The sequence below is a fragment of the Pseudomonas sp. CC11G genome, assembly GCF_056174845.1.
In genome coordinates this window covers 1-24,029 of sequence record NZ_JBWBZC010000004.1, presented here as the reverse complement: position 1 = coordinate 24,029, position 24,029 = coordinate 1, and the positions used below count along the sequence as shown (strand labels likewise).

The window sequence follows — 24,029 nt, the reverse complement described above, 5'->3', positions numbered from 1 at the left end:
TTGTGCCTAGAACAGGCTGAGTTGGTCCTGATCGCCCGCAGGCTTACTGATCGGCGCAGCCACCGGCGCCACAAACCCCTCTACCTTCAACCGCTCCGCCAACCCCGCCGCCCGCTCGGCACGGGTGCTCACCGCCTCGGCCAACCGCGCCGGCAGCGCCCAGATTTCCACCTTGTGCTTGGCCCGGGTAATACCGGTGTAAAACAGCGAGCGAGTGAGCAGCGGGCTCGCCGTATCCGGCAGCGCCAATAGCACTTCACTGAATTCCGAGCCCTGGCTTTTATGCACCGTCATCGCAAACGCGCTGTCATGACTCGGCAGGCGTGCCGGCGAAAACGGCCGGAAGGTTGGCTCACTTTCGCCAGCACTTTCGAAGAACACCCGCAGGCCATTTTCACTGGCCAGGCAAATGCCGATATCGCCGTTGAACAGGCTTAAGGCGTAGTCGTTTTGCCGAACCATGATGGCTCGGCCGGGATACCAACGTTCACGACTGGGCAGGCTGAAACGCCGTTTGATGCGCGCTTCCAACGCCTCGTTGATGCCTTCCACACCCCAGGCGCCTTGCCGTTGTGCAGTCAGTGCGCGAAAGCCGTTGAAGGCCGCAAAGGTCGCCGCCACATCGCCGCTGCGAGCGGCCGCCAGGTACGGCGCATAACCCTGCTCCAGACGATCCAGTAACGCGTTAGGCGTGGGAGCCGCTTGCCAGGTAAGGTCGGCGCGGTTTTCTTTCAGCAGGTTTAGCGTGCCGGCCGCATCGCCGCCGTTGATACGCCGCGCCAGTTCGCCAATACCGCTGTCGCCGGCAAAGCGGTGGCTGTGGGTCAGCAGTACTACGGCATCTCCGAGCCGCGAAAATGGTACTTGCGCTTCTACCGGTTGACCGGTGAGACGTTGCAACGCCGCCGCCGTTTCGGGCGTGAATCCGCGACCTTCGCACAGCTCGGCAAATACGGCGCCGGCCTCTACGGCGGAGAGTTGGTCTTTGTCGCCCAGCAGAATCAGCCGCGCGTTGGTCGGCAGGGCGTCGAGCAGCTTGGCCATCAATGCCAGATCGACCATCGAGGCTTCGTCCACCACCAGCACATCCAGCGGCAACGGGCTGGCGGCGTGGTGACGTACTTTGGGGCTGTCGCCCCGGCTGCCGAGCAAGCGGTGCAAGGTGCGGGCTTCCTCGGGTAAGGCGGCCTTGATGGCATCGCTCACCGGCAACTCGGCCTTGGCATTACGAATCGCCTCGGCCATCCGCGCCGCCGCTTTGCCGGTCGGCGCTGCAAGGCCAATTGCAAGACGCTCCCCACCCGGCTGCTCCAACAATGCCGCCAACAGACGAACCACGGTGGTGGTTTTGCCGGTACCGGGGCCGCCGGAAATCACCGCCAGGTTACGCCGCACCGCTTGCGCGGCGGCCAGGCGCTGCCAGTCCGGGCCGGCCTGGGTGTTGCGCGCAAACAGCCGCGCCAGGCCGTCGGCCAGCAACGTTTCATCTACCTCGGGGTTGGCGCTGCCACGGGCCAGCAACTGCTCGGCCAGCTGGGTTTCGTAATGGTGATAGCGCGCCAGATACAGCCGCTCGCCATCCAGAATCAGCGGCGCAAACGCGCCGGGTGCTCCGACCAGTGAGGAGGCCTGCAACAGCGCGGTCCAGCTTTCCAGCGACGGCAGCAAAATGCCGCCGCCGACTTCCGGCCACGCCCGTTGCCCGGCCCAGCGCCGCAGCAGCACACACACATCGCCATTGACCAACGCACCGCAGGTCAACGCAGCCGCCACCAAAACGGGCTCGCTGGCGCTTTGATCCAACCGCTGCAGGCTGGCGACAAATGCCCGCTCCAGCGGGCCGAGGGGCATATCGGCGAGGCTCATGGCTGCTCCTCGTTGAACAGGGTATCGAGGGCATCCAGCAGGCTGTCGGCGGGCCGCGAGAAGTAAACCCCGGCGCTCGGCATGCCGCGCAGAAACAGGTAATACGCGCCACCCAATTGGTTGTCGGTAAAGTCGGCCAGGCGCTGGCGCAGGAAGCGGCGCAGCGCTACCAGGTAAATCAGGTATTGCAGGTAGTAATGCTCGCCGGCCAGGGCTTGCAGCAGGCGGTCGCCGCTGTAGTAGCTGGCGTCCGGGCCGAGCCAGTTGGACTTGTAGTCGGCGATATACCAGCGGCCTTCATGCTCGAAGGTCAGGTCGATAAAGCCTTTGAGAAAGCCCTTGAGGCTGTCGAATTCCAAGCGTTGCGCGGCTTCACGCATGGGCGCCGCCAGGCCGTGTTGCGGGTCGGCGAGAATGGCGCGCAGGCGCTGCACATCCAGGTTGGCCACCGGAAGGTAAAGCCTAGCTCCGGCAAACGCCGCGCCGACACCAGGCTGGCCAGGGTCAGACCCTGGCCGTCGAGGTCGCTGTCCAGCACCAACTGCAAATGCGCAGCGGCCAGTTCTGTCCAGTCTCGCGGCAGGCCGTGATCGGTCAGTGCTTCTTCCACCAACACCGGCAACTCGCCTTTGCCGCGCGCCCATTCTTCGAGCACCGCGTGCAGGCAGGTACCGGCGCGGGCGCCACGGGGAAAGGCAAAAAAGCCCAGGCCCGGATCGCTGGCATCGGGGATGCTCAGGTTGTCGCGGTCCGGCGCTTCCATATGCATGCCGGCCGACAGGCCAGTGAAGCTGCCGATCCGCCAGGCGCTGTGCAAACTACGATCGAACTGGCCCAGCTGTTGCGGCGCCGACGCGCGTTGTTCGCCGGCCGCATTGGCTTCGCTATTGAGCAACGGCAAGCGGGCAAACGTGCCGCCGCCAAGCGCCACCAACTCATCCACTTCGGCAGCCAATTCGGCGCCGCTGCGTTCATTCAGGTGCTGCGCCAATTCGGCCAAGGCATCGGCACCGGCCAGTTCGCGGCCATGTAACAGCCAGGCCAACGCGCTGCTGTGCAGCCCTTCCTCCGGCAACAAACCGGTCTTTTTCACCGGCGCCGGCACGGCCACCGGACCCCAATGCAGCCATAGGCGATCGCGGGCGCGGGTCAGCGCCACGTAGGCCAGGCGCAGTTGCTCGGCGAACACTTCTTCGCGGGCGCGCTGCAGATTCGCTTCCAGGTTTTCGCTGCCCATATCCAGCAACGGCTGCCCGTTATCGTCATGGCAGTTGGCGCTGTCTTTGTGCTGACCGAGCAGACGGCCATTCCACAAATACGGGCAGAACACCAACGGATACTCCAGGCCCTTACTGGTGTGGATGGTGACGATCTGCACCCGTTCAGCATCGCTCTCCAGACGCAGCAACGCGTCTTCACCGGCACCCTCGCTGCCGCGCTGGGCATTCAGCCAGGCGAGCAGCGGTTCCAGACCGGGGCGTTGCTGGCTTTCGGTTTGCAGCAGCTCGGCCAGGTGCAACAGATTGGTCAAACGGCGCTCGCCATCGGCGGCTGCCAGCAGGCGCTCGGCCACTTGCTCCTGATCCAGCCAGGCGCGGAAGGCACGCATAAACCCGTGTTGTTGCCAGAGCTGGTGATACAACTCGGCGTCTTCGCGCTCACGGTCCCAGGCGCGTTCATCGTCCTGGCAGCGCGCCAGTTGCTGCGCATCGCGGCCGAGCAAACGGGTCGACAACGCATAGCGCAACACACCCTCACGCCCCGGCTCGGCATAGGCCGCGAGCACGGCAGACAGTTCCGCCGCTTCCTCGCTGTGCCACACGCTCTGGTTGCCCCGGCGCACGCTCGGCACGCCACGGGCCACCAGTTGCTCGGCCACTTCCGAGGCCTGGCGGTGGTTGGAGACCAGCACCGCAATATCGCCGCCCTTGAGCGGGGTGCGTTCGCCGTCTTTGTCGAAATACGCCTGGCCCTGCGCGCTGGCGGCCAACAAGGTGGCGATGCGTTGCGCGGTATCCAGCGCCACCAGCGTATCGGCGCGGCCCTTGTTCAACGGCTCCTCGCCCAACCACACCAGCGCCAACGGCGCCTCGTTGCCCGGTGGCAGCACCAGTTGCGAGCGCGACTTCACCCCGGCTTTTACCGGCGGATAGTCGAGGCCCTCGACCGCAAACGGCTGCGGCCGGGCGAACAACAGATTCAGCGCGGCAATTAGTTCGGCGGTGGAGCGGTAGTTGAACGGCAGGTCGTAGCGTCGCTCGGCCGCCTCGCGGGCTTTCAAATAGGTGGCCAGGTCAGCGCCACGGAAGGCATAGATCGCCTGCTTGGGGTCGCCGACAAAACACAGGTCGCTGCCGTCCTGGTACACCCGATCAAAGATCTGGTACTGCACCGGGTCGGTGTCCTGGAATTCGTCGATCAGGGCCAGCGGATAACGGGTGCGCAGGGTCAGCGCCAGCGCATCACCGGCGGGGCCGTGCAGGGCTTCGTTCAGGCGATTGAGCAAGTCATCGAACGCCAGCATGCGCTGCGCCGCTTTGCGCGCCGGCAGCTCGGCGTTGAGTTTGTCGAGCAGGCGCACCTGCAAGGCGATCAGCCGTTGCTCGCCGGCCGGCAGGGCATCGGCAATCGCCAGCAGCAATGTATCGAAGGCATCGGCGATGACACTGCTGGGCGCGTCGTGGCCTTTTTTCGTGGCCTTGTGCAGCGCACTGGCGGTGAATTTTTCCAGGCCCGTGGGCACTTCGAACAACGCGGCCGGGTCGGCGAAATAGCTGTCCAACTCGGCCGACCACAGCGGAAATTTCGGCAGCTTGTGGGTGCTCTGGCTTAGCCCGCCATGCTCCTGCAATTGCTCCACCCAGCTGTAGCCGCTACGCCGCCACAACGCGGCGGCATCGCTCCAGGCCTGGCTGGCGTTCGCCAGTTCATCCGAGACCGGGGCCGACTCGTCAAAGCGCGGTTCGATGCGCAAGTAAGGTTTGCCCAAGTGCGGACGCAACCGCTGGCGCAGCACGCCAGGGGTGATTTTCTTCTTCGCTAAAAAGCGCGCCCACGCCGGGTCTGCAGCCGCCAGTTCATGACGCCAGGCGTCGGTAAGCAAGGCATCCAGCACCTCGCGGTCATCGCTGGCCAGCTCGCTATCAAAATCGCCGCCAGCCTCGAAGGCGGCGTCCTGAAGCGCGCGTTGGCAGAAACCGTGAATGGTGAAAATCGCCGCTTCATCGAAGCCATGCACCGCCAACAACAACCGGCGCCGCGCCTCTTCGCCGGGGTTCTCGGCATGCAGTCGCGTAAGGAAGTCGTCCTTGCTCGGCGTGCCCTCATACACCGCCAGCAACTCAGCCAAACGCGCCCGAATACGCTCCCGCAATTCAGCGGTAGCGGCGGTGGTGTAGGTGACCACCAGAATTTGCCCGACGCTTAGCTTGCGCTCCAGCAACAGGCGCGCGTAGAGCGCGGTGAGCGTCCAGGTTTTGCCGGTGCCGGCGCTGGCCTCGATCAGCGAGCGGCCGGCGAAGGATGAGGTGTGCAGATCCAAGCTCATTCCTCATCCTCCCCAGCCGGCGCCAATGCCTGCAAGGCCGGCACAATCAGCTCCTGGGCCAGCGCTTCAAAGCGCTCGCCGAGCACCTCGCGGTCGCGGAAGGCCAGGGCGTACCACGGGTCTTGCGACTCGCCGGGCAGCGGGCTGAAGTCGGCACCTTCCCAGGCGACCTTGGCCTTGTAGCGGGCGGCTTCAATCGGCTCTTTGCGGCCCGGTTTGAGCAAGCCGTCAGCAAAGCCGTAGCTGCTTTTCAGCATCAGCGGCAGCGGCTCGCACAGCGCTTCACGGTAGGCCTCGAGCCAGGGCAACAGCAGCTCCCGTGGGTGACCAAGAGGCCGAGCTGCCAATCCTGCGCCGGAGAAATCAGCAGACTTTCCCGGGCAATATCCGGCGTAGCGCTGAGGTTAAGCAGCAAGTGGCGCAGCCAGAACGAGGGCAAGTCCCAAGCACTCGGTGCATTCAGGCGCCATTCGAACAGGCCGCTGCTGGTAACGCCGTCGAGCCAGCCGTGGATATGCACGCCGGCCAATTGCACATCCACCAGCAGCGGTTGCGGTTGTTCTTCCGGGCGGGCTTCGAACAGCCGTGGCGCAAAGGCGCGCACCGGACCGCGCAATTTGCCCCACAGCGCCTGGCCCAGTTCGCCGGTGGGCAGCCAACCGGCGGCGCGGGCGATATTGCGTTCCTGTTCCAGCGTCCATTCGCGCTCCACCGCTTCCAGCGCGAGCTGGCGCAGGCCACGCCAGGCCGGGCCTTCGAGGGCAAAGGGCTCGTCGCTGGCCAGGGCTTCGTCGCTGTCGGCCAGACGCAGACCCAGGCGTTGTTCCAAGAGAAAACGCGCGGGGTGGCGGAAGCATTGCAGCAACTGCGACGGCTCGATATGCAGCCAGTCGGCATCCGGTTCCGGCAGGCGCCCGGCAAAGGCGGCGGCGCTGGTTTGCGGTGGCTCGGACAAACGCTGTGCCGCGCGATACCACGAGGCCGCGTAACTGCGCTGCGCGCCGCTGGCGAAGTTGCCGGGGGCGAAAGGTTGCAGAGGGTGGGCGATGGTCAGGTGCTTGCTGGCAGATACAGAGCCACCTGGAACAAAGGCAGTCAGGTCGACCGATTCCAGCACTTCACTGATCAACACCGACGGCGGCAGTTCGGCGTTATTGCGCGGGTCGCGGCCGACGTAGCTGAGGTACAGCGCATCGCGGGCCGAGAGCAGAATTTCCAGCAGCAGATAACGGTCGTCCAAACGCCGCGCGCGGTCGCCACGGCGGGCGTGCTGGCTGATCAGGTCGAAGCCGGCAGCCGGGGTGCGTCGCGGCAGCGCGCCGTCGTCCAGACCGAGCAAACACACCAGCCGGAACGGCAGGCTGCGCATGGGCACCATGGTGCAGAAGGTGACGGCGCCGGTTAAAAAACCCGAGGCGCCGCTGCCTTGTTCCAGCGCCGTGCTGAGTTGCTGGCGCACCAGCGCCAATTCCAGCGGGCGCTCAATGCCGGCCGCTGTCGCCTGGTCGCGCAGGGCGGCGCAGGCCTGGCTAAGCAGCAGCAAGGTGTCGCCGGCTTCACGTTCGTCGAACAGGCTGTCGATCAGGGCTTGCAGCGTGTCGGCCCAGGCGGCGAGCGAGCGCGGGCGTTGCAGGTCTTCGGCAAGCGAGGCCAGACGCTGAACGAAACCCGCCAGGCGCCCGAGCAATTGCGCGCGTGCGCCTTCCAGCGCATCCAGCGGCCAGGTGTCGCCCAAGAGCGGCGCGGCATCGCCGGCCAGTTGCGGCGGCGCGGCAAAGCCCAGCAGCAAACGGTCCAGCCCTTGGCGCCAGGTGAAGGCGGCGTCGCTCGGTAAACCCAGCTGCTCGCGGTGCTCGGCATCGCGGCCCCAGCGCACGCCGGCTTCACGCAGCCAGTCGCGCAGCAGCGGCAGGTCTTCGTTTTCAATGCCGGCGCGGCGGGCGATGGAGGGTTGCTCCAGCCAGGTAAGGATTTCTTCGGCGCCAAAGCGGCTTTGTTCCAGGGTCAGTAAACCGAGGAAGGCTTCGATCAGCGGCACTTCAGCGCGCAGGCTGCGGTCGGCCAGGCTGAAGGGAATACGCGGTGAACGCGGGCCGCGACCCTGGCTTCGCGGCTGGCGAACACGGCTTCGATATACGGGGCGTAGCGTTCGATATCCGGGGTGAGCACCACCACCTGATCAGGCGTCAGCGTCGGGTCGGCGGCAAAGCGAGCGAGCAGTTGGTCATGCAGAATTTCCACTTCGCGCAGCGGCGAGTGGGCGATATGCACTTCCAGCGAGCGGTCGTCCTCACGCAGCGCCAGGCGCTCTTCGGGCTTGCGGGTGCGCAGGCGCAGAATGTCGTTTTGCAGGGCGCGCAGCAGCGAGGTGTCGTGCAGGTCGGCGTCTTCGGAATACAGGCCGATTTCCTGGCCACTCAAGCTGAACAGCGCATCGAAAAAGTCGCGGCCCTGCTTGCCCAGGCTGGCCAGCAGCGGGTGGCCGACGTCGAGGTACCAATCATCGGCAGCCGTAGCGCTGGCAATCACCGGCTGACGCGCCAACTCGCGCACATCGCGGATATCGCCCCAGGCTTCGCGGCACGGGTTCAGTGCGCAGATCACCACCTCCACATGCCGCGCCAAGCCTTCCAGTACGCGCATATGGTGCGGCGGCAGGCTGCTGATGCCGAACACCAGTAGGCGTTCGGGCAGGCCGGGAATCGGGGTGTCGTCGTGCAGGCGACGCAGTAAATCTTCCAGCAGGCGGGCGCGGTGCGGGTGGCCGTCGCGGGTCAGCTCGCGCCAGAGCAAGGCTTGCCAGGCTTCGTCGGTGCCCAGGTCGAGCAGCTCGTTGCGCTCCCAGGCGGCCAGCCAGTCATCGCGGTACAGCAGGTATTGGTCGAACACGTCGCTGATACGCGCGCCCAGCGACAAACGCCGGCGCTCATCGCCGCCGTCCAGATACTGAGCGAGCCGCGGTGCTTGTTCGAGATTGGCGGGCTCGCAGAGCCAGTCGTAGAGCCGCCAGGTGAGCGTGGTGGGCGAGAAAGCCGATTGCTCCGGTAACTGCCCGAGCACCAGGCGCGATACTTCCCAAACAAACTTGGCCGGCAGTTGCACTTCCAACTGCATGGCAATGCCTTGCTTGCGCGCCAGCTCCAACGTCAACCAACGGCCCATGCCCTGACTGGGCACCACCACCAATGCCGGGGCAAAGGGTTCACGCTGCGGTTGGGCCAACAAGGTGGTGGCCAACTCGCCGAGGGTTTCCAGATCGGGGGCGTGGTAGAGCGTGAGCATGGGCGCAATCACAGGCGAAAGTGGGGCGTAGGTTAACAGCTCGGCAACGCCTTCGGGATCGGCAAATCTCGCTGCAAAAACTGGCGCCGACGGCATTCGCCGACTAAAGCTAAGGGCATGGCGGACAAGAAAAAATCGAACGACTAGGGTGTTAATCCGGTCCCATGCCCGTAACGTAAGTGTCACGCCAGCTTCATATACCGCTGCCAGGGAGGCCGCCTTATGCTGACCCTGCTTAATCTGCTATCCGCCGTCGCCCTGCTGATTTGGGGTACTCATATCGTGCGTACCGGCATCCTTCGGGTGTACGGCTCGCAACTGCGCAAAATCCTCAGCCACAACATGAACACGCGAACGCTGGCTTTCGCCTCGGGCATCGGCGTGACCGCGCTGGTGCAGAGCAGTAACGCCACCGCTTTGCTGGTGACTTCGTTTGTGGGGCAAGGGCTGATGGCGTTGACGCCTGCGCTGACCATCATGCTCGGCGCGGACGTCGGCACGGCGTTGATGGCGCGGGTGCTCACGTTGGATCTGTCGTGGCTGTCGCCGCTGCTGATTTTTCTCGGCGTGGTCTTCTTTCTCTCGCGCAAGCAGAGCCGTGCCGGGCAGCTGGGGCGCGTGGGTATCGGCCTCGGGCTGATCGTGCTGGCGCTGGAGCTGATCGTCAGCGCTGCGCTACCCATCACCGAAGCCCACGGCATCAAGGTGCTGTTCCAGTCGCTGACCGGCGATGTGCTACTCGATGCGTTGGTCGGCGCGCTATTCGCCCTGATTTCCTACTCCAGCCTGGCCGCGGTGCTGCTTACCGCGACCATGGCCAGCGCCGGCCTGATCAGCCTGCCGGTGGCCCTGGGCCTGGTGATTGGCGCCAATATCGGCAGCGGCATTCTGGCCCTGCTCAGCAGCAGCATGCAGACCGAAGCCGGGCGCCGCGTGGCCTTGGGTAGCCTGCTGTACAAAGTGATCGGGCTGCTGCTGATCACCCCATTTATTCATCCGCTGGTGCATTGGCTCAGCACCCTGAAAATGAGCCCGCAGACGCTGGTGATCGGTTTCCATCTGGCCTACAACACCAGTCGCTGCCTGCTGATGCTGCCCACCGTTAACGTAATGGCGCGCTTCTGCAACTGGCTGCTGCCCGACCGCCAGCTGGACAACGGCGTGGCCAAACCCCGCCACCTGGACATGACCGCGCTGGACACCCCGAGCCTGGCGCTGAACAACGCCGTGCGCGAAACGCTGCGCATCGGCGACATTGTGGAAACCATGCTCGGCCATTTGGGCGTCATTCTGCGTGCCCCGCAGCCGCTGGCCGCCAAAGAGTTGCGCCGCCTGGGCGACGATGTGGACGCGCTGTACAGCGCCGTAAAACTTTATCTCGCCCAAGTACCCGGCGAAGCACTGGCCGACCACGATCGCCGTCGATGGGCCGAAATCATTGAGCTTAGCGTCGACCTGCAACAAGCCGCCGACTTGATCGAACGCATGCTCGGCAAAGTGCAGCACCAAAAGACCGCGCAGCAGCATTCGTTCTCGGAAAACGGGCTGCAAGAACTCACCGATATGCTCCAGCAACTGGTGGCTAACTTGCGCTTGGGCCTGAGCGTGTTTCTCTCCGGCGACGCCCATAGCGCCCGCCAACTCCTACGGGAAAAACGCCGCTTCCGCGCCCAGGAACGGCAGATGGCCCACGCCCACGTGCACCGCCTGCATCACAACGTGGTGCAAAGCATCGAAACCAGCTCGCTGCACCTTGAGCTGATTGCCGATATGAAGCGCCTTAACTCGCTGTTCTGCAGCAGCGCCTACGCGGCCCTGGAAAGCCACGAACACGGCACGCTGGCAGACGTTGAGGACGAGCGCCCCGAAGCCGCCGAGCAGCAAGCCAACGAGGTGCCGCTGCACGAGGTGAAACCGGCATCGCGCTGAGCGCTGTCTTTTAACGGACGGCTTGGGCAGAATCTTGCGCCATGCCCAACGCCATCGATCCACGCCACGCCTCAGTCAGCGCCAGCCTCACCCACGGGGTGTTGCACGCGGCCGTGCGCCTGGGCGTGCCGCGCGCCGAACTGCTCGGAGCCAGCGGCTTAAGTGAAAGCCAACTCAGCGACCCCGACGGTCGCATTCCCTTCCACGCCCACGAACAGCTGTGGCAGGAACTGCACAACCGCCTGGCGCTGAGCGAGCCCGGTCTGGCCATCGGCGCCAAGCTCGCACCTGGCCCCTTTAGCGTCTTGGGCTACCTGCTGCAAAGCAGCGCCACCCTCGGCGATGCGCTTGCCGCCGCGCTGCGTTACCAGCGGCTGGTAGGCGAGGGCGGCGAGCTGCAGTTGCAGGAACACGGCAACGAACTGCGCGTGCTCTACCGCCCGGTAAACCCGCACGCGCCGGTGACCCGCACGCGTGTGCTGGCGCTGATGGTGTTCTGGATTCAACTGATGGCGCCGCTGGTAAGCCACTACCGCCTGCTGCGCGCCGAGTTCGCCCATCCGCAGCCCGACGACCTCACGCCCTACGAAGATGCCTTCGCTTGCCCGTTGGTCTTCGGGCGCGCCGATTACGCGTTGGTGCTGCCCCTGGAGCTGCGCGCCGCACCGCTGATACAAGCCAACCCGCCCCTGCAAACCCTGCTGCGCCAACACGCCGAAGCGCTACTGGCGCGTTTGCCCAGCGAAGGCTTGGTGGCCCGCGTGGTGACATTGCTCGGCGCGCAGCTGGCCCACGGCGAACCGGACCGCGCAGAGCTGGCGCGCACGCTTAACCTCAGCGAACGCACGTTGCAGCGGCGCTTGGCCGATGAAGGCAGCAGTTATCAACAGCTGCTTAGCGACACCCGCCAGCAATTGGCCGAGCGCTACCTCGACGACGGCCAGTTGCCGGCAGCGGAGATTGCGTTGCTGTTGGGGTATTCGGAGCCGAGCGTGTTCTTCCGCGCGTTCAGAAATTGGACGGGGCTGACGCCGGGGGAGTATCGGCAGCGGGCGGGGAAGTAAATGTGATAAAAAATGTGAAGGTTGTCTTTCCGTGTATTTTCTTTAGGCCAGTAAAATAGCGGCATACAGCGATAAAAAATGTGATAAAAAATGTGAAGATTGATAGGTGGATTGAGTGCCTGTCCTTACTTCAGCTTATGCAGGAAGCAGCATGGCCAGCGCGCTCATCACGAACGTTCACTATGTCGACCCCGTGCTTCCCGAGCAGCTCCCTCAGGCCCTGATTGAAAAGGCCGATGCGTTGCCCGCCAAGGTTGCCTTCCTGGATGGCCTTCTCGCGCCAGAAACTTCGGCTTGCCTTGCAACGCTGCTGCAGATCACCAACACCTATTACTCGAACATGATTGAGGGCCAGTACACCGAGCTGGCCGATATGCAGCGCGCGCAAAACGTGCCACGTCGAGAGCGCCAGTTGCTGCAAGATATCGCCGTCAAGCATATGGGAGTGCAGTTGCTCTTTGAGCGCGCGACACGCATGGCCGGCCCCGACTTCCAAGACATGTTTGATCCGCAACTGCTTTGTGCAGTGCATCGCCGGCTTTTCAGTGGAGCTGCTGAAGAGGCGTTACGCCTCACCGACGGGCGTCTGATGCAACCGGGGCACTTACGTGCGCTGCCCAATGAAGAAGTGATGGTGGGAAACCATGCAGCGCCTGCCGCCAGCGCAGTAAGTGCCTTACTCACTCACCTGCAAACATCCTTTGGGCGTAATCGTGATGGCAGGCGCCAACTCCTCTCGGCACTGGCCTATCACCATCGTTTGGCCTGGGTTCACCCGTTTCTCGACGGCAACGGCCGTGTTACCCGGATGATGACCCATTTGCAGCTGTTTCAACTGGGCCTGAATCCGCATCTGTGGTCACTGTCTCGCGGCATCGCGCGCCGGCACCAGGATTACTACCGCCTGCTGGCGATGGCTGACCGGCCACGAGAAGGCGATCTGGACGGCCGTGGGCAAATGTCCCAGAAACACTACTTCGCGTTTATCGAGTTCATGCTTGATGTCTGCCATGACCAAGTGGACTACATGACCGCAGCGCTGGATCGTAAGCGTATGCACGAGCGCCTTGTCCGTGCCTTCAAAAACAATGAGCGCCTGTTGGAAATGGGCATTCGCCCAGAGAGTGGCCCTGCCGTTGCTGCTTTGTTACTGCATGGCGCCATGCCGCGCAGTGACTTTAAAACCTTTACCGGCCTGACGGAGCGACCGGCGATTGACGAGCTATCGCGTCTGATCAAAGCAGGCATTGTGGTAAGCCCTACCCCTAAGTCGAGAACCATTGAGCCTGGTTTGCCCGCGTGGTTCGCCGCTGAAATATTTCCTGATTTGCACCGACGTTTTCAGTAAGCCGGCACGGACTATTTCCACAAGCCTGCCCCAGCAAAACCACTTCAGGTCAGACTGTTCCATTGAAGATCAAGCGCTGCGAGAGTCAGCCATTGCGCGCCTCAAGAAACGCCATAAACGCCTCCCGACTCGTATACCGCGGCTGGTACCCAAACTCTTCCTTCAACCGCCGGTTGTTAAGCACCGGCCGGTAACGCAGAAAGTCCAACTGCTCTGGCCCGTACTGGCTCAGCCCCAACGGTTTGAGAATCCGCAACGCGCCGCTGATCAACCCGGCCGGCAATGGCCGGTAGGGTTTGCCGAGAATGCCGGCGATCTCGCTCAGGCTAAGCGCGCCGTCGCCGGCCAGGTTGTAGATGCCTTGTGCGCCGCTATCCAGGCCCTTGCGGATGATGGCGACCACGTCCTGGTCCCAGATAAACACGAAGCGGCTGTCGCTGCCTTTGATGCCCAGCACCGAGCGCTTTTTGAACATGTCGGTGATCTGGTTGTTCACCCGTTTGCCCAGAATGGTGCCCGGCCGTAGCACCAGCTGTTTCAGTTCGGGGTGTTTGCGACGGGTGTGGGCCAGCAGTTCTTCCACTTCGCGTTTGTGCTTGGCGTAGGCGAAGTGGTCGTGGCCGCGCAGTGGGTCGTTTTCGTCGATCCAGTCGGCGTTTTCGGGGAAGTAGCCGTAGGCGGCGCCTGAGCTGGTGACGATCAGTTGCTGCACCTTGCTGGCCAGCGCCGCTTCAACGATTGAGCGGGTACCGCCGACATCAATGGCGTGCAGTTGCGCATCGCTCATGCCGCGCGGCGGGGTCACTACCGAGGCCAGGTGCACGATGGCGTCGGGCTTCCAGGCAGCCACGCATTCGAGCACTTGTTGGTGGTCGCTGATATCGAGCAGCACCGGCTCGACATTCATTTTCAGGCCCTGCTTGGTTTGCGGGCGGATGTCGGCGGCAATCAGCGTCCACTTGGGGTGCTGTACCGCGAGTTCGTTAAGCAGTTGCTGGCCGATAAAACCTGCAGCGCCGGTAATCAGGACGCGCATGTCAGCGGCTCCTCGGGGGTGGATGAAACGGCCAGCGGGCGATTGCGCCAAAACGCTACCAGCGCCAGGCCGCTGACCAGGTGCCAGGTGCCCCACAGTGCGGCCACCAGGGCCATGTTGGGCTCGCCGCCGAATTGGGAAAAGATCAGCCCCAGGGCGAGCCCGGAGTTGTGCATGGAAATCTCGATGACCATGGCGCGCAGGTTGGCGCCGCGCTGGCGGGCCAGTTTGGCCATCAGCCAGCCCAGGCCGATGGCGCTGGCGTTGTGCAACACGACCAATACCAACACCAGGCCGAGGGAGGCGGTAAACATTTTCCAGTTGTTGGCCAGCGCGCCAATCACGAAGAAAGCGAAGGCCAGCAGGGCGAAGCGTTTGAACCACGGCATGATGCGTTCGGCCACGTGCGGCCACAGGTTGCCGACCAACATGCCCAGTACCAGCGGCAGGCCGAGCAGCCACAGCAGGTTGAGGATGATGCTCATATGGTCGACGTGCAGGGTGCTCAGGCGTTCAGCCAGATAAGCCGACGCTTCGGGGTTGCAGGAGCTGGTAAGGGCGAAGTTGAGCGGCAATAGCACCAGGGCCAGCAAGCTGGAAAGCGCAGTCATGCTCATGGACAGCGCAGTGTTGCCGCGTGCCAGGTGGGTCATCACGTTGGAGAGGTTGCCGCCGGGGCAGCAAGCCACCAACAGCAAGCCCAATTCGAGGCCGGGGTTGAGGTCGACCATGAGGGTGACCAGCAGCGTCAGCCAGGGCAGCAGCAGGCATTGCCCCAGCATGCCGGCGAGCACCGGTTGCGGGTGGCGCAACACTGCGCGAAATTGCTCGAGGCGCAGTTCCAGCGACACGCCGAAGATCAGCGCCGCCAGCACCAGGCCGAGGATAAGTTGCGAACTCGCGTCGTAGTTCATAAAAACGGGCCTTTTCTTTTTGTTTTAGCCCGCAGCACTGTAAGGGCGCAGGCAAGGGGCAACAGTGGCAGAGCCCGACACGGGCTGTGGCCTTTTGCGCCAATAGCTATAGCGCACGGCCAAGCGCTGCGCTTTTAAGATCAACGGTGAGCAACGTAATGCCGCGCGCGCACTCCCACATTAAGCGCGAGGAACATGGACCCCACAGAGGCTCACCCGTATCCTGCGCACCTCTTCACTTACCTGCTGACCTGCCACCGTGATGCTGATCTGGAAAAACCGCGCTCTTGCCGTAATTGCCCTGCTGCAACGCTACCCGGGGACGGTGGCGGCGTTCGGTTTTATTTCGGGTATTTGCAGCTTCATGTTGGTGGATCGCCAGGCGCGGCTCGCCACGCCCATCGCCGTGATGCTGCTGGTGAGTTGGCTGTGGCTGACTCTGGAAAGCGTATTCACCCGCGTGTTTGCCCGCCTGTTCGGGCGCGAGCTGCCGCAGCCGCTGGTGCGTTATCTGACGCAGATGATCCACCAGGAAAGCCTGTTCTTCGTGCTGCCGTTTTTTATCATCACCACCACGTGGAACAGCGGCCAGCTGATGTTTACCGGCCTGCTGGCCTGCGCCGGGCTGGTGAGCATCATCGACCCGATCTACAACAAATGGCTGGCGCCGCGCCGCTGGCTGTACCTGGCGATGCACACCCTGACGCTTTTCGCCGCGTTACTGACCGCGCTGCCGATCATCCTGCACCTGACCACCGCGCAGAGTTACAAGCTCGCGCTAGGCATTGCCGTAGCGCTGTCGTTCCCCAGCTTGCTGGTGACCTTCCCGGTGCAGCGCTGGTGGCGCGGGCTGGCGTTGATTGTGCTGACCCTGGCTTTGGGCGGCGTGGGTTGGCTGTTCCGCTCCTGGGTGCCGCCGGCCACGTTATGGCTGACGGAAGTGGCGGTAACCACCGAGCTCGACGACTTCAACCGCTCGCCCGGCGAAAGCCTGACCACCATGACCGCCACCGATCTGCGCACCAAGGGGCTGTACGCCTACACGGCGATCAACGCCCCGCGCGGGTTGGCCGAACGCATTTATCACGTGTGGCGGCATAACGGCGAAGAGATGGACCGCATTGCCCTGGATATCAACGGTGGCCGCGACAAGGGCTATCGCTCGTGGACGCACAAACAGAACTTCCCGCAGGACGTGGCGGGGGATTGGGAAGTGCGGGTGTTGACCGAGGATGGGCAGGTGATTGGGGTGTTGCGGTTTGAGGTGACGCCGTAACGCTAATTTGCAGTTTTTCTGTTGGTGGGGGTACGTCGTTCAATTCGGGATTCTGGATTCCCGCCTGCGCGGGAATGACGAAGTCTTTTCAAAACTCACCGTCGTCCCCGCGAAGGCGGGGACCCAGAATATTCAGCCACACATAGAGACCCGAGCGGCTTCGCCTATCCATAAGCACCCTTAGCCTGTGACCACCCATCACAGCCCAGGAAGGCCTTATGGAACGGACTCCCACGGTCTACATCCTCACCAGCCACAAGAATGGCACGCTTTATATCGGCGTCACTTCCAACCCCATTCAGCGCATTTGGCAGCATCGCAACGATTGCTTGCCGGGCTTTAGCCAGACCTATGGCGTTCACAAGCTCGTGTACTACGAAGTGCACGAGGACATGCAGGGCGCGATCGCGCGGGAGAAGCAGCTCAAGTGGTGGAAGCGGCAGTGGAAGGTATCGTTGATAGAGTCGCGAAATCCACGCTGGGTGGATTTGTGGGATGAGTTGGTGAGCTAAGACCGAGGCACCTCGGCCCACCACCGTCATTCCTGCGCAGGCAGGAATCCAGAATCGTCCAGGTAATCAACGTTCGCTCCGGCATTCTGGATCCCAGCCTTCGCTGGGACGACGGAGGTTTTCTTAACCTTATCGTGATTGCCGCGCTACAACCGAAACCGCTGCACCATCCCATTCAAGTCACTCGCCAGCTTCGCCAACTGATCACTCGCCACCGACGTCTCATGCGCCCCGGTCGCGTTCTGTTCGGCGATGTCGCGGATGGCCACCAGGTTTCGGTCCACTTCCCGCGCCACACTGGCTTGCTCTTCGGCGGCGCTGGCGATCACCAGGTTCATGTCGTTGATCTGGTTGACCCGCTCGGCAATCAGTACCAGCGCGCTATCGGCCTGGCTGGCCATGATCTGGCTGCGGCTGGCGTATTCGCTGCTTTGCGCCATGGCGCTCACCGATTGCTGGCTGGCGTTCTGGATGGCGGTGATCATCCGTTCAATTTCCTGGGTGCTGGTTTGCGTGCGTTGCGCCAATGCCCGCACCTCGTCGGCGACCACGGCAAAGCCCCGGCCTTGATCGCCCGCGCGTGCGGCTTCGATGGCGGCGTTCAGTGCCAGCAGGTTGGTTTGTTCGGCAATGGTGCGGATCACTTCCAGCACGCGGCCAATGGCGATGGCTTCATCGGCCAGGGTGGCGATGGTGGTGGAGGTGATGTTCAGGCGTTCGGTCAGTTGTTCGATGGTGGAGCGCGTGCTGCTCACTTGCTCGCGGCCGGCCTGGGCGGTTTCCTGGGCTTCGCGGGAGGAGTCGGAGGTGTGGTTGGCGTTGCGCGCCACTTCATCCACGGCGGCCGACATCTCGGTAACGGCGGTGGCTGCCATCTGGATTTCGTCGTTCTGACGGGTGATGCCGCGCGAAGAGTCGTCGGTGACCGCGTGCAGCTGTTCCGCCGCAGACGCAAGCTGGGTGGCGGAGTTCTGAATATTCAGCAGCGTCTCGCGCAGGGTGCCTTGCATGCCGCCGAGCGAACGTTGCACCTGAGTCACTTCGTCGGCGCCTTCAGCGGACACAGGTTGGGTCAGATCACCGGCAGCAATCCGCTCGGCCGAGGCGGCCAGCATGGCCAACGGCCGGGTGATGCTGCGGCTTAGCAGTATGGCGGCAAAGACGGTGAAGATGACCGAGGCCAGCAGAATCAAGCTAAACGTAATGGTGGCTTTGTTGGCGCTAGCTTCGGCGCGCTGGCCGGCATCGGCGGCGCCGCGGTTGTTGAGGGCGATGAGGGCGTCCAGTGAGGTGATCAAAGCATCGAAGCTTTGCTCGGATTGGCTGCTGACTGCCGGGGGCACCGCACCGCTGCCCAAGGCGGTGAGTACGGCGTCCAGGGCTTTTTCGTACGCCGCGCTTTTTTCCTGATAGGCACCGAACAGACGACGGTCTTCGTCGAGGATGATGGTGCCTTCGTATTCTTTGTCGTAGCCGCGCACGCGCTGCTCGATAGTGCGAATTTCGCTGGTCAGCGAAGCGAGTTCGTTGGGCTGGGCGACGATCTCGTTTTCATCCAGGCGCATCAGCTGACGGTCGGATTTGATCTTGGCCATCAGATCGAGCCCGCCCATCCACACGTCTTTCACTTCCAGCAAATTGCTCTTCAGGCTGGACAGCTCGCTCAAGGCCACGCCACCGGTGATTAACAAGCACAGGGTCAATGCGCCGAAACCGATGAAATTACGCAGGCCCACACTCACGGAACGCAAAGACATGGCGAACTCCAGAAATACCAAGGGGTTCGTTGAGTCTAGTCAGTGAGCGCGAGGCTGCACGGGCAATGTCGCGTTAGCCGAAGAACCAATAGCAGACAAAGATTGCCGCGATCACGCCAGCCAATTCGGCCAGCAGCGCACACCCCACCGCATGCCGCGCCCGCTGAATGCCCACCGCGCCGAAATACACCGCCAGCACATAGAAGGTGGTTTCCGTGCTGCCCTGAATGGTGGCCGCCACCAGTGCCGGGAAGCTGTCCACGCCCTGGCTTTGCATGGTTTCAATCAGCATCGCCCGCGCGGCGCTGCCGGAGAAGGGTTTCACCAGCGCGGTGGGCAGGGCGTCGACAAAGCGGTTGTCCCAGCCCAATTGGTCGACCACCCAGCGAATGCCATCCAGGCCAAACTCCAGAGCACCGGACGCGCGCAATACACCCACGGCGCAGAGCATCGCCACCAGATAGGGCAGCAGACTTTTGGCGACGTCGAATCCTTCCTTGGCACCTTCGACGAAGGTTTCGTACACCGGCACTTTGCGCACGGCGCCCACCAGCAGAAAAATCAGAATCAACCCAAACAACGTGAGGTTGCCCAGCAGAGACGACAGGCTGGCGATGGCGGTGGCAGACATCCCCGCCAACAGCGCCATAAACCCACCCAGCAACAAGGCGCCGGGAATCAGGTAGGCGAGCACCACCGGGTCCCACAGCCGCAGGCGTTGCATCACCGCCACCGACAACAGGCCGACAAAGGTCGAGGCACTGGTGGCCAGCAGAATCGGCAGGAATACCAAGGTGGGATCGAGCGCGCCTTGCTGGGCGCGGTACATAAAGATGGTCACCGGCAGCAGGGTCAGCGACGAGGCGTTGAGCACCAGAAACAGAATCTGCGCGTTGCTGGCGGTCGTACTGCTGGGGTTGAGCTCTTGCAAGGAGCGCATGGCCTTGAGGCCGATCGGGGTCGCGGCGTTGTCCAGGCCTAAGGCGTTGGCGGCGAAGTTCATGGTGATCAGGCCGAGCGCCGGGTGGCCAGCCGGCACTTCCGGCATCAGCCGGCGAAACAACGGGCCCAGCACTTTGGCCAGCCAATCGACGATGCCGGCTTTTTCGGCAATGCGCAGAAAACCCAGCCACAAGGTGAGCGTGCCGAACAGCAGCACCATCACTTCCACCGACAGCTTGGCCATGGCGAACAGGCTTTCGACCATGGCGGCGAATACGCCGGCGTTGCCGCCCACCAGCCACTGGGTCAGGGCGGCGATGGTGCCGACGATAAAAAAGCTCAGCCACAAGCCGTTGAGCATGGTGTGTCCTCTTGATGTGCCGCGGATGATAGCGGCGCACCCGCTCGCAATGCCACCAAGCACAGAGTTTTCACTGCCGACGAGCGCTGTCATTTTTATCGTCTAGGCTGAAGTCGCTATGCATTAACCGCCGGTGAAATCCGGCCTTTTATCGCCATTGGGAGCTTCAAGGATGACTAAACAGTTGCTTGCCAGTTTTGCCGTGAGCGCCAGTCTGCTTTTGGCCGGTTGCTCCAGTTCCACCACCAAGCCTGAGCAGTATTCGGGTTTTCTGCCGGACTACTCGGTTCTCAAGCCGGCCACCTCGGCCAGCGGCGCGCCGGTGATGCGTTGGGTACAGCCGGGATTGGACCTGAACAAGTACAGCTCGGTGTATGTAGAAAAACCACAGTTCTACCCCAAGCCAAAACCGACCGACCAGGTGAACCAGAAGACTCTCGACGACGTATCCACCTACCTGCAGCAAGCCATGCAGCGTGAACTGGCCGGGCGCCTGCGGGTGGTCAATCAGGCAGACGCCGACACGCTGGTGATCCGCTCAGCGATTACTGCGGTGGATGTCTCCGCCGAAGGCTTGAAGTTCTACGAGGTGATTCCAATTGCGCTGGTAGTCGCCGCTGCAAGCACCGCTGCCGGTACCCGCGACGAGGCCACTGATATCTATGTAGAGATGCAGGCCCTGGATGGCGGCACCAGCAAACCGGTGGCCGAGGTTGTGCGCAAAGGCACGGGCCTCGCATTGGAAAACGACACCACCCAGCTGACAGTAAAAGACCTGAAGCCGGTGTTGGATGTGTGGGCCAAGGATGCGCGCAATTTCAAACCGTAATTGCCACCGCACCACTGCAAAAAACGCATAAAAAAACGCCCTCTTGTGAGGGCGTTTTGCGTGGTGCGGCTGATGCGTCAGACTCGTCCGCGACGGCCGAAGATCAGCGAAACAACGAACATCACCAGGAACACGACAAAGAGAATTTTCGCGATGCCGGTTGCGGTGCCCGCAATACCACCAAAGCCCAGAACCGCTGCGACGATGGCGATGATCAGAAAGGTAATGGCCCAACTCAACATGATGTCTCTCCTTCCATTTGGTTAGGGTCTGAACCCTGTTTGTCAGGAACCCTTACTGGGTTGGAACCGTGCCCAGCGGGCTTGGTTCAGGTTCCTTTGCTGTACATCTCGGTTAAAAATTTGCGTGTTGCTCGGGGAAAACAAAACCTGCGCAGGCCGAAGCCCGGGCCGTTCCCTGGCCAAGGCAGGCTTACTTCAGGGCGTGTTTCAGTTCGCGCATACGGTCGTGGCAGGCGCGTACTTTTGGCATCTCTACGGCAAGGGCTGCGCGAACGTCCGGATCGGCATCTTCCATGGCGTCTTCGAAGGCATGCAGGATGCGGTCTTCGGTATCTTCCAGTTCGGCTACGTAAGCAGCGCCTTCATCCTTGGTCATGGAGGCCTTGGTGTCGGCGTAAACCTGACGCAGTTTGCCCATCACGGTGCCGCCCTGAGCGGGGGTGTCGTGGTTGGCAGCAACTTTTACGGCCAGCGCCTGGATCACCTGGATCTTGGCCTGCGACATGTCGCGGAACAGGGCTTGCAGTTGAGGGTCTTTCACCTCGGTGATGGCGTGCTCATAGAAGCGCTGGCCGTCACGAGTGATTTCGATCAGTTCGTTCAGTTGGCTGGTGCGACTGCTCATGATGATTTCCTCTCTTGTGGTCGTGGCCGTCTTGGCCTGTTGAGAGGGATATCGCAAGCGCTGTGCCAGCTTTCTTTCAGTTTTTTAATTGTTTAAAAACAATGGGTTAACCATTGTGATGGCACTCCAAGTCCATGCACCTTGCAGGATGGGTTTAAATCCACCGTGCAAGTTGCACGAACTTGCTAGTACTTTCCGTGACTAACGCTCACTGCAACCGATCTGAGAACGCACATGGAAGCCTCAAGCCCGAAAAGTGGCCGTATTTTGTTGGTCGACGATGAGTCGGCAATCCTGCGTACGTTCCGCTATTGCCTGGAAGACGAGGGCTACACCGTAGCCACCGCCACCAGCGCTCAGCAGGCCGATACACTACTGCAACGCCAGGTGTTCGACCTGTGCCTGCTGGACCTGCGTCTGGGCGAGGACAACGGCCTCGACGTGCTCGCGCAGATGCGCCTGCAAGCGCCGTGGATGCGGGTGATCATTGTCACCGCCCACTCGGCCATCGACACCGCCGTAGACGCCATGCAGGCCGGCGCCAGCGATTACCTGGTCAAGCCGTGCAGCCCCGACCAACTGCGTATGGTTGCCTCCAAACAACTGGAAATCCGCTCGTTGGCCGCGCGCCTTGAACAGTTGGAAGGCCAGGCGCGCAAGCCGGGCGATGACCTGGACTCCCACAGCCCGGCGATGATGGCCGTGCTGGAAACCGCACGGCAGGTGGCTGGCACCGATGCCAACATTCTGATTCTCGGTGAGTCGGGTACCGGTAAAGGCGAACTGGCCCGGGCCATTCACGGCTGGAGCCAGCGCTCGAAGAAAGGCTCGGTCACTATCAACTGTCCGTCGCTCACTGCCGAGCTGATGGAAAGCGAGCTGTTCGGCCACAGCCGCGGCGCGTTTACCGGTGCTAGCGAAAGCACCCTGGGCCGGGTCAGCCAGGCCGACGGCGGCACGTTGTTTCTCGACGAGATCGGCGACTTCCCGCTGAGCCTGCAACCCAAGTTGCTGCGCTTTATTCAGGACAAGGAATACGAGCGCGTCGGCGACCCCGTTACCCGCCGCGCCGATGTGCGCATCGTGGCCGCCACTAACCTCGACCTCGATGCCATGGTGCGCGAAGGCAAGTTCCGCGAAGACCTGCTGTACCGCCTCAACGTCATCACCCTCAAGCTGCCGCCGCTTCGCGAGCGCGCCGACGATGTGCTGACCTTGGCCGACCGCTTCCTGGCCCGCTTCGTCAAAGACTATGCGCGCCCGGCACGCGCCTTTAGTGACGACGCGCGCAATGCTCTGATGGATTACCAATGGCCCGGCAACATCCGCGAGCTGCGCAACGTGATCGAGCGCGCGAGCATTATCTGCCCGCAGGAGTTGGTGGATGTCAGCCACCTGGGGCTGGTGGCGCCGACCAGCAATAACGCGCCGCGCGTGGGGGCGGATCTCAGCCTCGAAGACCTGGAAAAAGCCCATATCGCCGCCGTGCTGGCCACCAGCGATACGCTCGACCAGGCCGCGAAAACCTTGGGTATCGATGCCTCGACGCTGTACCGCAAACGCAAGCAGTACAACCTGTGAAGTGCTCCCTATGAAGCCAGCCATGACCCTGCGAACGCGGTTCTTCCTGAGCTTTTCGGCGCTGATCACGGTAGCGCTGCTCGGCTTGTTGCTGGGCGTAGTGAGCGTGCTGCGTATGGCGCAGACTCAGGAGGGACTGATTCAAAACAGCTTTGCCACCATCGACCTTAGCCAGCGCCTGCGCTCAAGCTTTGGCGACCAGCTGACCATCATGCTCCGCGAAAAACCGGACATGCAGAAACTGCGTGCTTCGCAGGAAACAGTTCCGCAACCTGCTGGAAGAAAGCCTGGATTTCGACGACCGCAACGACCGCGCCGGCTTCGAGCGGATTGAAAAGGTGTACAGCGAGTTTCTGGTCATCCTCGACAAGGCCAACCCGGCCGAGGGCGGGGTGAATAACGAAACGATGTCAGCCAGGCTTTCAATCTGGTGCGCCAGCAGATGCTGGAAGTTCAGCAGATGGCCATCAACAAGGTGAGCATGGCCGAAGCGCAGGCGCGCGACCGGGCCAAACTGATTGCGTTCTTGCTTAGTCTGTTAGGCCTCGCCGTATTGTTGATCGGCGTGCTGACGGCGCAGAGCATTGCGCGCCGTTTTGGTACGCCGATTGAGGCGTTGGCGGTGGCGGCCGACAAAATTGGCCAGGGCGATTTCGACGTCACATTGCCGGTGTCTTCCGTCAGCGAAATGGCCTTGCTCAGCAGCCGCTTTGGCGTCATGGCCGATGCGTTGCGTCAGGTTAAGGAAACCAACGTCGATGCCCTGGTGGCCAGCCAGAAACGCCTGCAGGCGGTGCTCGACAGCATCGACGATGGCCTGGTGATCATTGACGAACACGGGCAAATCGAACACGCCAACCCTGTGGCCATCCGCCAACTGTTCTGGGAGCACGATCTGCTCGGCAAAAGCTTCGGCTC

At 62.5% G+C, this 24,029-nt stretch carries 16 protein-coding genes and 3 pseudogenes; 9 read left to right on the top strand and 10 right to left on the bottom strand.

Features of this window, described 5'->3' with window-relative positions:
* Positions 1–6: 6 nt before the first annotated feature.
* From recD to recC, 3 genes and pseudogenes are all read right to left on the bottom strand, one after another.
* Positions 7–1,866, bottom strand: coding sequence for an exodeoxyribonuclease V subunit alpha (gene recD / locus AC0V2S_RS06420; RefSeq protein ID WP_475509012.1), 1,860 nt, complete (start codon positions 1,864–1,866; stop codon positions 7–9).
* Positions 1,863–5,413 (bottom strand): annotated as a pseudogene (gene recB, locus AC0V2S_RS06415) (exodeoxyribonuclease V subunit beta). Before recB ends, recD begins: the two are co-directional and overlap by 4 nt.
* A pseudogene (gene recC, locus AC0V2S_RS06410) lies at positions 5,410–8,695 on the bottom strand (exodeoxyribonuclease V subunit gamma). Before recC ends, recB begins: the two co-directional pseudogenes overlap by 4 nt.
* Positions 8,696–8,917: 222 nt before the next feature.
* Here recC and AC0V2S_RS06405 point away from each other — a divergent pair.
* From AC0V2S_RS06405 to AC0V2S_RS06395, 3 genes are all read left to right on the top strand, one after another.
* Positions 8,918–10,624 (top strand): Na/Pi cotransporter family protein, encoded by a 1,707-nt coding sequence (locus AC0V2S_RS06405; RefSeq protein ID WP_475509011.1) that lies wholly within the window; start codon positions 8,918–8,920, stop codon positions 10,622–10,624.
* A 41-nt stretch (positions 10,625–10,665) separates the two neighbouring features.
* Positions 10,666–11,688 (top strand): AraC family transcriptional regulator, encoded by a 1,023-nt coding sequence (locus AC0V2S_RS06400; RefSeq protein WP_475509010.1) that lies wholly within the window; start codon positions 10,666–10,668, stop codon positions 11,686–11,688.
* 151 nt (positions 11,689–11,839) lie between these two features.
* The gene (locus AC0V2S_RS06395; protein WP_475509009.1) at positions 11,840–13,036 is read left to right on the top strand and encodes a Fic family protein; all 1,197 of its coding nucleotides are present in this window, start codon (positions 11,840–11,842) and stop codon (positions 13,034–13,036) included.
* A gap of 85 nt (positions 13,037–13,121) precedes the next feature.
* On the opposite strand, the gene AC0V2S_RS06390 is transcribed toward AC0V2S_RS06395, so the two are convergent.
* Positions 13,122–14,072, bottom strand: a complete 951-nt coding sequence (locus AC0V2S_RS06390) for an SDR family oxidoreductase (protein ID WP_475509008.1) — start codon at positions 14,070–14,072, stop codon at positions 13,122–13,124.
* A complete protein-coding gene (locus AC0V2S_RS06385; RefSeq protein WP_475509007.1) occupies positions 14,060–14,986 on the bottom strand; it encodes a bile acid:sodium symporter family protein in 927 nt (308 codons plus the stop codon). Before AC0V2S_RS06385 ends, AC0V2S_RS06390 begins: the two co-directional genes overlap by 13 nt.
* Positions 14,987–15,248: 262 nt before the next feature.
* Between AC0V2S_RS06385 and AC0V2S_RS06380 the strand changes: the two genes are divergently transcribed.
* Together AC0V2S_RS06380 and AC0V2S_RS06375 are read left to right on the top strand one after the other, a co-directional pair.
* A complete protein-coding gene (locus AC0V2S_RS06380; protein ID WP_475509006.1) occupies positions 15,249–16,262 on the top strand; it encodes a DUF5924 family protein in 1,014 nt (337 codons plus the stop codon).
* A gap of 218 nt (positions 16,263–16,480) precedes the next feature.
* Positions 16,481–16,774 carry a GIY-YIG nuclease family protein gene (locus AC0V2S_RS06375; RefSeq protein ID WP_475509005.1) on the top strand — a complete coding sequence of 98 codons (294 nt, stop codon included), beginning with the start codon at positions 16,481–16,483 and terminating at the stop codon, positions 16,772–16,774.
* Positions 16,775–16,920: 146 nt separating this feature from the next.
* Here the strand turns inward: AC0V2S_RS06375 and AC0V2S_RS06370 are convergent, their stop codons facing one another.
* The 3 genes and pseudogenes from AC0V2S_RS06370 to AC0V2S_RS06360 all read right to left on the bottom strand — a co-directional run bounded on the left by AC0V2S_RS06370 (position 16,921) and on the right by AC0V2S_RS06360 (position 19,834).
* Complete coding sequence (locus tag AC0V2S_RS06370) at positions 16,921–17,649, bottom strand: methyl-accepting chemotaxis protein (RefSeq protein WP_475509330.1); 729 nt, start codon at positions 17,647–17,649, stop codon at positions 16,921–16,923.
* Between the two features lie 126 nt (positions 17,650–17,775).
* Positions 17,776–18,531: pseudogene (locus tag AC0V2S_RS06365) on the bottom strand (MCP four helix bundle domain-containing protein); the annotation flags it as partial.
* A gap of 73 nt (positions 18,532–18,604) precedes the next feature.
* The gene (locus AC0V2S_RS06360) at positions 18,605–19,834 is read right to left on the bottom strand and encodes a nucleoside recognition domain-containing protein (protein WP_475509004.1); all 1,230 of its coding nucleotides are present in this window, start codon (positions 19,832–19,834) and stop codon (positions 18,605–18,607) included.
* Positions 19,835–20,006: 172 nt separating this feature from the next.
* On the opposite strand from AC0V2S_RS06360, the gene AC0V2S_RS06355 reads away from it, so the two are divergent.
* The gene (locus AC0V2S_RS06355; RefSeq protein ID WP_475509003.1) at positions 20,007–20,663 is read left to right on the top strand and encodes a DUF3313 domain-containing protein; all 657 of its coding nucleotides are present in this window, start codon (positions 20,007–20,009) and stop codon (positions 20,661–20,663) included.
* A gap of 77 nt (positions 20,664–20,740) precedes the next feature.
* Here the strand turns inward: AC0V2S_RS06355 and AC0V2S_RS06350 are convergent, their stop codons facing one another.
* A complete protein-coding gene (locus AC0V2S_RS06350) occupies positions 20,741–20,905 on the bottom strand; it encodes a DUF1328 family protein (protein ID WP_110615871.1) in 165 nt (54 codons plus the stop codon).
* Between the two features lie 190 nt (positions 20,906–21,095).
* Entirely contained in the window at positions 21,096–21,530 is a 435-nt protein-coding gene (locus AC0V2S_RS06345) for a PA2169 family four-helix-bundle protein (RefSeq protein WP_475509002.1), read from the bottom strand.
* Positions 21,531–21,764: 234 nt separating this feature from the next.
* On the opposite strand from AC0V2S_RS06345, the gene algB reads away from it, so the two are divergent.
* From algB to AC0V2S_RS06330, 3 genes are all read left to right on the top strand, one after another.
* Positions 21,765–23,111 carry a sigma-54-dependent response regulator transcription factor AlgB gene (gene algB / locus AC0V2S_RS06340; protein ID WP_475509001.1) on the top strand — a complete coding sequence of 449 codons (1,347 nt, stop codon included), beginning with the start codon at positions 21,765–21,767 and terminating at the stop codon, positions 23,109–23,111.
* 22 nt (positions 23,112–23,133) lie between these two features.
* Positions 23,134–23,445, top strand: a complete 312-nt coding sequence (locus tag AC0V2S_RS06335) for a KinB sensor domain-containing domain (RefSeq protein WP_475509000.1) — start codon at positions 23,134–23,136, stop codon at positions 23,443–23,445.
* 96 nt (positions 23,446–23,541) lie between these two features.
* Positions 23,542–24,029 (top strand): HAMP domain-containing protein (locus AC0V2S_RS06330; protein WP_475508999.1); only part of this gene is annotated, 488 nt, incomplete at its 3' end.